The following is a 14,107-nucleotide window of genomic DNA, read 5'->3' on the forward strand; positions in this document are numbered from 1 at the left end:
GTTGATTATTTATTATTCTTGAATATAAGTGAATTGATTCAATAAGTTGTAAATAGCTTATAAATCAAGAACATATTAAAAAATCACCTTAAGGAGATTAACTACAAAATTGAGATGCACAATACTAAAAAGTATTGATGCATTTTTTTGATGTGAAAATGTAATTAGTAGTTTATTGCTATTTGAATAGAAACTAAATAATCTTTTGGTATTAGCAATACATCATCTCTGGAAAAAAAATTTGTTAATGTATATATCTTGCTATCATTATTAACTAACCAAATTTCATAGACATCATCATGTTTTTCACCAAATTCTTTTTCGGACTTTGTTAATATAAAAGTATTGTTACTAAATGATTTTACTTCAACATATTTCCAATAGCCATCTTCAGATAAGTACCTAATATCATAATGCATCCCTTCATCTTCTTTAGATTTCCAAGAGACCCTATTACTACCATATTTAGATACTAACTTTTTATATACAATATCTTCTGATTTGTCACCTTTACGTTTTTTTATAACGTCTTTTGAAACACCAGGAACAAAAGGTCCATTATTAGAATAATTATTGTTTCGATTTTGATCTAATGTAAATGAGTCATTAATATTAATAATTTCATAATTTTCAAAACTATCACCCTTTACTTCTTCTATTAATGGTTCACTTTCATTTATAGATTCTGCATATTTTTGTTTCAGAAAATTAATATTATTCTCAAAATACATTAAACTTCTATAAACTTTAGAACATTTTAAAAAATCTAATTCTTCTTGTGTAAAAGCTTTTTCATTTTTTAATAGAATAGTTATTAAGTCATTGTTAATGCCTTGTTTTAAAACAAGGTCAGAACCAAAATTTTCTTTTAAAAATGTAGAAAGTATAAATTCTTTATTGATTTGGAAGGTAAACTTTAATTCAAAAGATTTTAAAAGTATATAATCATCACTGTTTTCATATTTATAGATTAAATCTAAAAAAGTCATTTGCTCTTCAAGGGACTTTAAATTTAGAGATGACCATAATGTAGATTTAAAAATCTCTGCTTTCTGATAGAAATAATCTTTCAGAGTTGAGAAGTGATACTTTTCTAAATTAACCTCATATAATGTATTTATATTAAAATCATTAACTGCTATGTTAACTTTACTAAAAACATTATTTAACAACTCTATATTCTCTTTAGAATTTATATTGTCGTAATCAATTTCTAAAATTGATTTATCTAAGTCTAAATCAAAGACTATTGACTCTAACCATTCATCTTTATTAATGTTATAATCAAAAGACTTACCTAAAGTTGTATAAATAGCTTTCCAAAATGTTATTTTGCTATCTGATAGACCAAGTAACTCTCTAGACTCGATTAAAAGTTCTTCACCAAAATTTCTAATAGTTGAATGCTCTGTATCATTTATATCATCCCTTAAAATATACCTAAATTCATTAGCATCACTAAAAACATCAAAAGTTTGAGATACAATAGAAGCGAAGCTGTCTGAAAAAGTAGAATTTTTTCTTAATGATTTTAAAGAATTTAATGGGTTTGCTTTTATTAAAAAAACATTGTTTGATTGTAGAATAAATTCATTTTCATCTATCACATCTTCAATATTATCAACAGAATATTCGATTTTATTACAAAGTTTAATCTGTAAGTTTTTAATTAGTGATGCTTCTTTTTGTTTTTGAACATACTTATCAATCTTATTTATTCGGTAAACTAATAAGAATGGTTTTATGGTTTCAAAGAACGCTCTAAAATCTTCAGTTAGACTATCATTTATCTCAAAGTTAGAAATATCAATTTTTAGATTCTTTAAGTTATTAATTTTAAAAAAGTCAATTGCATCTTTACCGCCTGAACGGGGTGGGAAATTTAATATTGGATAATTATTCTTTAATTTTTTTGGAATTTTAATACGGTCACTAAAATATATCTCACTTTGAGGGAATAACTTTAAACCATAGCCATCTTGTGCATAGAGTAACACTTCTTTGGTTAATTCTTCGGAGTTAACTTTATAATGTTGTACTGCCTTACGGTAAATTTTTTGAGAGTTTCTACCTTTTGAAGATTTAACAGGTAATTCTTCTAAGATTTCTGTAACTCTCTCAATTGATAATTCATTAAAAGTGTCTTTTGCACCTAATAGTATTAGCACATTATCTATATCTCTTTTAGTAATGTTGTGCTTAACAAAAAGCTTATCTAAATAATTGATTTTAATATTATTTAACCAATCAAAATTCTCATCAAGCAAATGATTATTTAAGTTATAACCATTACTGAAAAGCATATATTTTATATAAGATGGTTTTGAGTAAACATTGCGTAATGAGTAATAATAATATTTAATTATATCATCATTATTTTTATCATCAAGTTGTTGTTTTAATACATCATCAACGAACAACCAAAAAATTACTTTCTCAAAGGATAATTTGGTGAGAAGTGATTTAAAATGTGATATTGATTTATATTGAATAAGGTTTATGCTTGTTCTATTTATATGTCCTTGAACTTCCTGGACATAATTTAAATAATGCGAAGTACCATAATTAGAATCTACTTGAGTATAATATTTTGCAAACTTATTTACATTCAGCCACAGAAAAAATTCTTCTATTAATACTATATCTTCCTCTACAGTATCAAAGCCAAAATCTATATAATTTGCTAAAAAGGTATTTTGACTGTAAATGCCTCCAAACAAATCTACAGTAATCTTACCTGTTGGATAATATTCTGAAAGAAATAATTCTTTTGATGATACAACATCTCCAGTTTTTGATAATAAAGGAATGTTAGACTTTGGAGGTAATGAATTATTCTCTTTAGATAATTTATAATTACTGTATAATGATTGAACCATTTGCTTAATATAATACCCAGGATTATCAGTATTAGTTTTAATAATACTATTTGTATTAGATATTATTTTTAAGGCTAAAGGAACAGGTTCAAAACTATGAATTTTAGTATTGTTTTTTAATTTCCTTTGTAAATCTCTTGCTTTTTCTTTAGAGTTGTTTAAAGAGAACTTGTTTACAAGAATATTAAATAATCTTGTGTTTATTACCTTAATATCACAGTATTCTGGAATCGAAATATCTTTTCTTGTTGGTGTAAAAATATCTACCTCTTTATTGATTAATTCATTGTTACTATCAATAATTATATTGAAATTACTATTCGGATAACTATCGTTAACTACATAAATTAATTCTGCTCTTTGTGGAATACTATCTATTGTTTTACTTAATGCATCAACTTTAGATATTACATTAGGTATGTTACTTGGTATTTCGTATTTGATTAAATTGATATCAGTTGAAGGAATTAACATGTTACCGAAATACTCTTCCCCATTAACATCTTTAATGATTTGCGAAAATCTATTGTTTTTATAAATCGTATTCCTTTTTAACCTATACTTATTATCTATACAGGGGAATATTTCCTCATTTAAAATAGCTCTATCAAGTCTATTGTAAAAACCAAGTTTATCAAGATTTGTGTTTTTTTGAGAGTAAGACAATAATTTTAAAGGTTTCCAAGAAACATTTTCTTTGGATAAATATTTAGCAGTACCTATAATAAGATTGACTAATCTATCTAATACATATTTATTTTTAGTCGTATCATTTAATCTATTTCTTGTTTGGTCTAAATCGAAAGTTCCGTGAATAATATATGGGAAATCTATATATATATCTGTTTTAAAATAGGAATACAAGAAGTTGTTTTTATCATTTAAATCATTTTTAAGAGCAAGTTTGAGTTGATAAAATTCATTTTCATCTCTAATAGAAATTGTATTTTCTATACTATTTTCATCTTCAAATATTAGCCAAGTTTCGTTATTAATTGAAATTTTTTCACTTGGACTAAATTTATCATCCTCTGTTTTATGAAATTTAGATTTAACTCTTTTAAGATCTTGAATATCATCAAAGCCAATAAAATTTATTTCATTGATATTTTTAAGGAATAATAATGTTTGAGACTTAATATTTTTGACTTGCTTAATAATATCCTTGTAATAAGCATCTTTATAATGAATCTCAATGGTTGTGCTAAATTCAGTTGATGCATTATAGTTTTCTATTTTAGGAAGAGATAAAAAAGGGACAGGAATAACATCTTTAGCGTAGTTATACTCTTTTGAAATTTCCTGCTGTATACTTTTTGAGAATAAATTGTTATACTCGTTTACAAGATTTTCTTTTGAATATGTTAATACTATTTGATTACTTATTATTTTGATTTGATTACTCCAATTGATAATCGATCTGAAACCTAATCCTTTATTACCAATAAACTTTCTTTTAGATGTTTTTGATGAAAGATTTGAAATACTTAATGATCTGTAACCTTGTTCAGAAAATGGCGAACCACCGTTTGATATGCTTACCGTTTTATTTTCTTTATCTAATTTTAATACAACAATGTTTGAGCCTTCATCATCACAATTCTGTATTAATTCTAATAGTTGCCTGCCATTATACCCAGCAACAGTTTCATTTTCTCTATTAAATGCGGCAAGCATTTCGTGATAATCACTTTTGAATAATGCTCTTTTTTTATCTTTTATTTCCTTTAGAAACTCTCGCATAAATTAGAGCTTAAAACCAATAACACTAAATTCTTCTAGTTTTTGTTCTAATTTAATTACTTCTTCAGAATAATTAGAAAGGATAATTGTGCGAACCGTTTCATCGAACATCCCTATTTTACGAGTAACTTCTTTGTAGTTAAAAGTTTTTATGGTCAACCCCCTCTTCTTGTACGAATCATCTTCTATTCCTGGATGGTAAGCTAAGATGGTTTTATCTTCTAATTCTTCGGGACTTAAAGATCTATTATCCATAAGAATCCATTTATTCTTAAACTCTTCACCTAAATCATTGTTCTTTATCATTGTGGCGAATACGCTTTCAGAGTAATCGCTTGATTTTACTTTTAGCCATTTTGATGATTTAGGCTCTTTGTGCAGTATGAATTTTGAGTATGCTTGTTTTGCTTCATAAGCAGGAACATACTCTTTGTATTTTAAATCTATAGGAACTTCATCATCTGCTATTAACTCTGATTTGGTTTGCAGTTGATTGAAATATTCTTCTGCTTCTGCTCTGAACTCATCAAATGATTTTGTTAAATCATCTAGATTTTTCATTTGGACTTCAAAGACAACCATACCAACATAACTGTCTACTTTTCCAATACCTTCAATATTATTTAATTCAAGTAATAATCTATTCTTTTTTACATTAGAAAAGGCTTCCCCTTTAATTTCTATAACATAAATTATTTTATTGTAGAAGAATATGAAATCAGGGAAATACTTATGTGTACCATATTTAAAATGAATATTACGTTCATTTCTTAACCAAAATGGAGCTGTTTTATCTGGTTCTTGTTCAATAAGATGATTTACATAATCTGCTAATTGCTTTTCAGGATATGAATCAAACTTATCATAATCATAAGCAGAATTTTCATAACCATAGAAGTAATATCCATTTTTTATAAGCGCAATTAATTCGTCTTTATCTGCAATATTTCTGGAATCGTTGTTTTTATCTTTAGTTCGGATTTTAATTTTTTCCGTTTTAAACTCGTTTTGTAACAACCAAGTATTTGATTCTGAGTCTAATGTGTCAAGGTCTAATTCAAAGTATTCATTCTCTACATAGTGTATATAGAAATATGTAAAGCTGTCTTTAAATCTATTTATTGCCAACTTATAATCTACCTCGTCTAAATTGTAGAAATAAAAACCAACATCATTTAATAGTTTACCATACTGTTGGAATGTGGTATATGTTTTTGGTATATCTGGTATAGCTTGTAATTCTTTTAATACTCTGCCATACACTTCTTTCATGTCTTTTTTAGAAATTTCTAAAGTATCGTAATTCCAATCTTGGTCTTCACCTAACTTATGAAATACCTTTTCATCAGTGAATAAATCTACTTCTGTAAAGAAGCTGTTAGGAGTATATTTTAGAAAACTTTTATTCTCTGAATCTATTTCTCTATTAAATGAATTTGATGTTAAAAAGTCCTTAATGATTTTGTCATAGTTAGTAATTACATCCTGGATATTAGCACCTTGTTTACGTTTAAAATCAATAGTTATTTTAGGAATCTGAATACCTCTTAATTTTTCGGTTTTTACAGGGTTTTCAATAACTTCTTCAGCACCTCTTTCCATTGCAAAAGTTTTATCATTTAATCCAAACTCCTGTTGTATTTGTAAAACTACTTCTTCAAAAGAAGCTCCTTTATCACAAACTATATGTAGCTTTTCTGTATGTGTTAAAAGGTCATTATCTTCAACTTCATCATATTCTCTTTGAAGTTTATTTAACCGTACACCGCGCCCAACAATTTGCTTAACTGATGTTTTAAATTCTGAAGGTGTGTCATTGATAATCACCATAGAATAAATATTAGGCATATCTATTCCTTCATTTAGCATATCAATAAAGATTACAATTTCTACATTATTTTTCTGTATGTCATCAAATTGTTTTTTTACTAATTTATCTGATTTAGAATGCAGTAATATTGATGTTTGAGCTACTTTTTCAATATCTTTTAATAATGCAGTAGTGTCTGAATTGTAATCAGATTCAAACATTTCCAAGATTAGATTTGTTGTTTCTGTATCTTCTGCTTTAGCTTTTTCTAATATTACTTCAAGTATTTCTGTATCTGTTGCTAAAACAGTTTTGATATATAACTCAACTTTTTCTGCAAATGCTATTTCATTTTTAACCTTTACAAAACCAATAGGTTTTAAATCTCTACATTTTACATCACTATTTAATGCTTTCTTTTTTACTAAATGCACCAAAAAGAATGTCAGTAGTTTATATTTTTCTAAATCTGATAGTTCAGTCTTTTTACCTTTAGTTTTTGATTCTTGACCAGGTAATGCTAATACCCGTACTTTTTTACCATACTTGTCTTCTAAAAACCTTTTAATATCATATTTATATACAATCGTTTGATTCTTTTTGGCTTGACTTCTTTCTGTTTCTACCGCTGTTGCTGTAAATTCTATTACTGCTAAGGGATGAAATGCATTAATTACTTGCTTTGCTTTTCTACTTTGAGCATGATGGGCTTCATCGGTGATAATTACTAAATCATTTTGAGATAGAAATTTCAATAAACTAATTGTATTACCTTCTTTATCTTTCCAATCTGAACCTTCCCATTGTTTTTTAGTTTGAGTAGCATTAGTGCCAAACTTATCTATGTTGAATATAAATATGTTAGCATCTGTATCTGTTGTAAATAGGTCTTTTGTGTCTTTATAATTATCACCTGTAATTAGGTTAAATTTAAAAGGCACTTCATCATTCCATACAGTTTCATTTGTTCCTTTAGTAAAGTTGCGAATGGTCTTTTTATATATTTCTGTAGATGATGGTGTTACAATTAAAAAGTTTTTGACATTATGGTATTTATTAAGGTAATACACAGTTGCTCCCATAAGCATAGTTTTACCTGAACCTGTTGCCATTTCATAGCCAATAAAAGGTGCTAATTGTCCTGTTTCTTTATTAACTTTTTCTAATAATGGTTTTATATGTTTATAACCTTTTTGACGTAGTAGATTCTTTTGTATCTCATCTGGTGATTTACATACATCTATTGCTTGTTTGTATATAGAGTGTAGCGTATATATAGCTTCTTTTTGATAGTATCTAAATGGATATTTAGTAACGCCTTCAGCTAGATCTTTTAAGAAGGATGCTTCTGGTGTAAGGTTACCAAATATATCGCCAGTGCTTGAATCTATTCTACCTTTAATATCTTCTAATTTAGAATGAAGTATTTTTCTAAACTCTTGGTAATATGGTTTAATTACTGGCATAGTCTATCTTTCTAATTCTGAAAATATTGCGTGAGGTACTTTTATAATAGCTAAATCTTCTGGAATAGTATCTTGTGCGATGTCTATGCCTTTATTGCTGTAAATAACTAAAGATTGAAAGTCTGGTTGCTTCTTTAAAGTGCTATAGATAGTTTTAACCTCTTCGTTAGTAATGGTTAAATTATTTTCTTGTGGTGTTGTTAAAAAAGCTAAACCATATACTGCTTTATTAGAAGAGCCAACTATTTTACCAACTGTAGGTTTATTGTCTTCATCCTGGAATATTTGCGCAGGAAAGACATTTATATCTTGCACTACAAAATCATAAGACTGTAATAGTGATTCTTGAATAAACTGCTTACCTAAAGACCAATTAAATTCACCTTTTTTAGTTTCTTCATCAATGCTAATAATAGATTCACCTAAATGATAATATCTGAAAGAACCACCACCTTGCCATTTTACACTTTCAGTAATCCCAATATTATCTGAACCTTCAATTACACCTTTTATTCTTGGAATGATATGAGTATCCGCGTGATTACCTATTTCTGTACCAATCCATTTTCTATTCATTTTATGAGCTACAGAAAACGTTGTACCACTACCACCAAAACAATCAAAAATAATATCCCCTTCATTTGAAGCTAAATGAATTATACGTTGCATTAACTTTTCTGGTTTAGGTGTATCAAAGACGTCATCTTCATTTAATACCTTAACTTCTTTTTTCGCATCTTGATTGTGACCTACCTCATCATATAACCATATTGTTAAAGGTGTCATACCATCTTTTACATCAGTAATAAATCTTTTAAGTTGTGGAATTGCATCACCCTTTACACCAAACCAAATTCTATCATCATCGACTAAAGTTTGAAATTTATCTTTTGATATACTCCAACTTCTTCCTTTTGGGGGAAATACTTTTCTGCCTGTAGGTGTAGTTATTTCATAAATATCTTTAGGCGTTACACGCTTAACTGATAAATCACTTGTTTTCCAAATACCTCTTGAATCATTATCAGGATTTTTATATTTACTGTTCATTTTTTTTGAACGAGGTAATAGGTTGGGACGCCAAGTCTCCTTATTTTTAGCAAAAACCAAAATATGGTCGTGCATATCAGAAAACCATTTAGCATCATTCTGTGGCGAGTATTTTTTTTGCCAAACTACATTAGCAATAAAATTATCTCTACCAAAAACATCGTCACATAATATTTTTAAATAGTGACTTTCATCATCATCAATAGTTATCCAAATACTTCCATCATCACTCAATAAATCTTTTAACACGATTAATCTATCTCGCATTAGAGTTAACCATTCTGAATGCATTAAATTATCATCGTATTGTTCAAATGCAGAACCTGTGTTATATGGTGGGTCTATAAAAATACATTTTACCTTTTCATTGTCTGGCAACTTATCAAAATGCTTTTTTAAGGTGTTTAATGCTAAAAGGTTATCACCTTTTATAAGCATATTATCAATATCTAATGAATCTTCCTCATTATCTATTTCTTGAATGGTAAATTCTGTTTCAGTACCTGGTAAAGTACCCTTTTTATTTTGTTCAACTGCTTTAAAAGCTTTTTGAAATACCAAAGGTCTTGCTTCTTTAACACGTATATCATCTCTATTTACCCAATATGGTGTGTTTCCTTTACCTTCTTCTTCATTTAACTCATAGAAAAGAGCTTCCTCTTTATTAATCCAATTAATACGAGGTGCAGGAATATCATTTGCAGATTTAATGCTATCCTCATTAAGATTTACTATTGCTTTTTGTTTATTAAACCATTCAAGACTTAATGAACCTTTATATTTTTTAGCCATATTTTAATTTGCTTTTACACCTGAACATAATTGCCTTTGCCAACACGTATTACAAGTTGTTGGTGGGCAAGATTTCTGTAATTTATTATCTCTAATATCATTAGCTGAAGTAATGATACGCTCTTTTATTTCGTCAATTTTTGAGTTATCTAAACGCTGTGTATGTTTAGAGTTTTTATCTTCATCTAAATTAAATATCTGAAGTCTATCTGCTGTTTTGCCTGTTAATTCTTTATAGCCAAGTGCATACATAGATAATTGCTCCATTGTAATATCCTGATCTTGTGATTCCTTTTTACTTTTAAAATCAATAATGGTAGTACTTTCATTTCCATCTAAGTCAATTTTCTTGATTAAATCCATTCTACCATTCACCATAATACCATCACCTAGATCAATTTGAATTTCTTGTTCAGCATATTCGATATTGTCAAACTCTTTATGGTTTTCTTCCAGGTATGCAGTTGCGACGTTATTAGTCGTTTCTTTAATATTGTCTAAAACTATATTAGTAGCATAAGGTATGTGTACGTGGCTTTCTACTAATTCATCAATATTAATATTAGATACATCTTCACCTTTTAAATGTCTACGGTGCATTTCCATTAATACATTATGAATTGAATTACCATATCCCATACGTTCTGTAATAGGTGATACAAAACCATAAAGACTAATTAGTTTAAAACGATAAGGGCAATCAAAAAAAGCTTTTAATACTGAAAAGTTTAATTGAATTGCACCAGCTTCTTTTTTAGGTGTTGGTGTTAGATTCTCTAAATGTGAATAATCAGGGTTTTTATCTGATATAATATATTCTGAATTACTAATCTCCTTTGCAAAAGGTGACTCTTTTTGATACAGTCTATTCTCTTTACTACGAGTGATAAAAAGATACTTTTGAGAACGAGTTATAGCAACATAAAATAAACGTCTTTCTGCTTCCTCACTAACTTCTAATCTATGTTGGTCTTTAATCCATTCTCTTTCTATAAAGTGCCAAATCTGTTTACCTCCAGGTCTTTTAATTGGTAGGTAGTTTTTATTTAAACCAGGAACAAAAACAACAGGAAACTCTAATCCTTTTGATTGATATACAGTCATTATCTGTACTGCATTAGGTGTTTTGTAACTATTATTTAACCAACCTTCTGGATAATATCCATCTGCTGAATACCTTAAGAAATTTAAGAAACCTTTTAACTTCCATATAGGTTTGTCTTTAAAATGAATACTTGCATAATCATTAATAATTTGAGAAAACATTCCTAAATTATAATAGATAACTTCATTTATATCATTACCTACAATGCCCTCGTGTTCTTTGTTTGCAAAAACCTCTTCTGATAATTTTGCCTTTTCAATAAACATCCAAAATATTTCCTGAATATTAAACGTACTGAAGTACATTTTAGGATTAGGCTTCTTTTTACTTATAACTCCAATAGCAGAATCTATATCTTCACTTTTAATGTTTTCTGATACAGCTTCCCAATATGCTTTTAATGTGTCTTCTTCTATATCATTATTTAGGTATTGATATATAGCTTTAGATGCTTTTATTTCAGGTCTTTCAAAAAGATTATTTACACCACTAACAACAAAAGGAATATTATGCTCTGCTAACATCTCCATTATAGAAGTTGCCTTTTTCCAGGTTCTTAAAAGTATTGCACAATCTGAATAGTCTAAACCTCTTTTTGCACCACCATTTCTATCTTGAAATTCTTTACCTCTTAATTTTTGAATTGTTGCTGCTATAAATTGATTTTCACTTTCAACATCTTCATATTGATTGTAAATAATATCACCATCTCTAAAATGTTGGTGACCTTTAGCATTCATTATTTTAGGTAAGCGTTTTGTGTTATTAGTAATACACTTTAGAGCGGAATCTATAATACCTTTTGATGACCTAAAATTATCTTCTAATTTGATATAAGAAACATCTTTGTAGCGTTCTTTAAAATGTTGAATATATTTTACATCTGATAGACGCCATTCATATAGTGTTTGGTCGTCATCACCAACTACACATATATTACAGTTTGATATAGATAACTCCTTTATTAGATTTTCTTGGACTGGATTTACATCCTGGTATTCATCGACTACCAAATATTTAAGGTTACCTAATACATTATCTTGAAAGTTTTTATTTGATTTAAGGTTCTTTATAACCTCTGTCATAATCATTGTAAAGTCAAAGTAAGAATGGTTATGCAATGTTTCTTCATAACTCTTAACTGCTTCTTCCCATTCTTCTGGTAACTTAATACCTTCATTTAATTCAGCTTCTCTAAACAAAGCCATAATTGCAAGAAAACGACCTGTATCTTTATACCTATCCATTCCAACAGAAGCCATTCCTATAAAGTTATAGTACTTATCTACAAATAACTTTTGTTTAATATCATCTAATATGGAATACCTTTGATACTTGAATATGTTATCCTGGATTGCCTGTAAACACCAAGAGTGAATAGTGCCAATATACATATCAGCAAGTCCTTTGATGTCACCAAGTTGTTCTCTACATAACTTTAAAACTCTTGTTTTAAGTTCTGCAGCAGCTTTTTCTGTATAAGTAAAAGCAATAACATTTATAGGTTCAACATCTTCTTGTTTTAAGATTTCTACTAATCTCTGACTTATAACTTGAGTTTTACCTGCACCAGCACAAGCAATGATTTGTAGGTTGTCTTTGATAGTATTTATGGCAATTTCTTGCTCCTTGGTGTATTGCATTTAGTTGATTGAATCATTTTTTAATTATAAAGATATAATATATATTGAGAAGATAAAGAATACGTATTCTTTATCTTCTCAATATTAAACTAAACTTTTATTTTCCAATATTTAGCTAGCTGCTCTGCATAGTCTATGGATGCTTTACCTATATAGTTCAGAAATTCTTTTTCTGTTGAATGTCCAGTTATGTTGATAAGCAATGGAGTTGGAATGTCTCCATAAAAATTTGTGGCAAAACTCCTACGACAAATATGTGAAGTAATCAACTGATACTTTGGGTAAAATCCGTCTTCTTTTCGATTGGTTTTAGGATTTACTTTAGCCCCTTCAATCTCTTTTATAATACCAGCCTTTTTTGCTACTATTTTAATCAGTTTATTAAAGTTTGTAGATGAGCTTCCAATATTATTAGAGTAGGTTTTTGGAAAGTTATAGTCTCTTCTTTCTAAAACTTCTATAACTTTTGGATGTAATAAGATGGTTACTTTTTTATTTGTCTTCTGTTGAACTAATTCAACAAACTTCATTTCTCCTTTTATTATTAGATTTTTGGATGTTAGACGAAGTAAATCACTAACTCGTTGACCTAAATAACATCCAAGGATTAACCAATCTCTAGCAGAGTCTAAATCTTCATTTTTAAAATTAGTAGTTGCAATTAGGTTTAATTCATCAAATGATAAAGTCACCTTTTTTACTTTAACAGAGAATCCTTTTATTAGCTCTAATTGATAGTTTGTTTTCACGCCATTTGTTTTGGCATATAAACAGACAGTTTTTATAAAAACGATATACCTCCCTGCTGTATTTGTTCCAATATTTTGCTCACTAAAAAGGAAATCTAAAAATTCATCTCTGAACTTCAAATCTACATCACTAATCTTAGTTTTTCTATTTCTTGAATCTTCAAACTCAATAATTTTTTTTAGTATGGTTTTGTATTTTACAAGTGTTGATTTAGCACAACCTAAACTTCCGTTTGGATTAGTTCTATTAGGTAATTCATCAATATATTTTCTTGCAAAACTTCTCAACTCAAAATTAGAATTCTCTAATGCATTTTGATTAAAGTGAGAATCAACTAAACTATCAAACCAAAATTTATCAATTGATTTGTTATTCAACTTGTCTTCATTGAATCTTGAAATGATGTGTTTGGTTAATGATTGAAGTTCTTCTCTGAATTTAAAATCTTCTTCAGATTTACAATGAACTTTTAAAGTTCCAGTTGAGTTATTAAAGTTTGAAGGATTAACAATTAAAGGAGTTCTTTTCCTAAAGTTAATCTCTCTACTTATAGAGAATCTCACATAAACTTTACTTGGGTTCGATTTACTTCTTAAGTAATACTTAATTCTTGCCATAATTTAATTTTTAAGGTTAAAAAATTGGCTTTAAGTGGATTTAGAAGAAGAGTGGAGTTAAAGATTTGTTGTGCAACAGTTGTGCAACGTCAATTTTATGTTTAGTCTTCAGCATCAATACTTTTTAGTATTGTGCATCTCAATTTTGTAGTTAATCTCCTTAAGGTGATTTTTTAATATGTTCTTGATTTATAAGCTATTTACAACTTATTGAATCAATTCACTTATATTCAAGAATAATAAATAATCAAC

General features: G+C 28.0%; 5 protein-coding genes. All 5 read right to left on the reverse strand.

Annotated features, from left to right (window positions below):
- Positions 1-164 precede the first annotated feature (164 nt).
- Complete coding sequence (locus tag AAON49_RS00425; RefSeq protein WP_349551809.1) at positions 165-4,622, reverse strand: protein NO VEIN domain-containing protein; 4,458 nt, start codon at positions 4,620-4,622, stop codon at positions 165-167.
- Positions 4,623-4,625: 3 nt separating this feature from the next.
- Positions 4,626-7,898, reverse strand: a complete 3,273-nt coding sequence (locus AAON49_RS00430; RefSeq protein WP_349551811.1) for a DEAD/DEAH box helicase — start codon at positions 7,896-7,898, stop codon at positions 4,626-4,628.
- 3 nt (positions 7,899-7,901) lie between these two features.
- Positions 7,902-9,740 carry a site-specific DNA-methyltransferase gene (locus AAON49_RS00435; protein ID WP_349551813.1) on the reverse strand — a complete coding sequence of 613 codons (1,839 nt, stop codon included), beginning with the start codon at positions 9,738-9,740 and terminating at the stop codon, positions 7,902-7,904.
- A 3-nt stretch (positions 9,741-9,743) separates the two neighbouring features.
- Entirely contained in the window at positions 9,744-12,488 is a 2,745-nt protein-coding gene (locus AAON49_RS00440; protein ID WP_349551815.1) for an ATP-dependent helicase, read from the reverse strand.
- Between the two features lie 89 nt (positions 12,489-12,577).
- On the reverse strand, positions 12,578-13,855 hold the full coding sequence (locus tag AAON49_RS00445) for a tyrosine-type recombinase/integrase (protein ID WP_349551817.1): 1,278 nt from the start codon (positions 13,853-13,855) through the stop codon (positions 12,578-12,580).
- Positions 13,856-14,107 lie beyond the last annotated feature (252 nt).

Origin of the sequence: Pseudotenacibaculum sp. MALMAid0570 (assembly GCF_040151415.1) — a bacterium.
Classification (GTDB): Bacteria; Bacteroidota; Bacteroidia; order Flavobacteriales; family Flavobacteriaceae; genus Polaribacter.